Genomic DNA, 415 nt, shown 5'->3' on the forward strand with positions numbered 1-415 from the left:
CTTTACAGCACCTCAGGATGTTTATCTTCAGCTTCCTGTTTTTAATACTGTGGTTAACAGTTTTTTTGAATCTGTTTCTGGCTTTACCGGTACCGGGTTAACTATGCTGGAAAATCCTTCCCAGATTCCTTATACGCTACAGTGGTGGAGAACCTTTTCAGAATGGATAGGAGGAATAGGAGTAATTATGCTTGCCTCTTTGCTTCTTAAGTTAAATCATGATGACGAGCGGCTGTACAATGCCGAAACCCGAAACTGGCAGATACCTGACGCACCGCTTTCGGCCACGATCCATAAAATTTGGTGGATATATATTGGCTATACTCTTATGTCCATTTTCTTGTATTATTTCTTCGGAATGCCTTTTTGGGAAGCACTAAACCATGGAATGACAGCCCTTGGTACAGGAGGGTTT

The 415-nt window shown here is 41.9% G+C and carries 1 protein-coding gene; it reads left to right on the forward strand.

Annotation, left to right across the window (positions count from 1 at the left end):
* Positions 1–415, forward strand: a 415-nt coding sequence (locus tag HC175_RS19435) for a TrkH family potassium uptake protein (protein WP_168139779.1), incomplete at both ends; no start/stop codon positions are given.

It is taken from the genome of Salinimicrobium oceani (assembly GCF_012037645.1).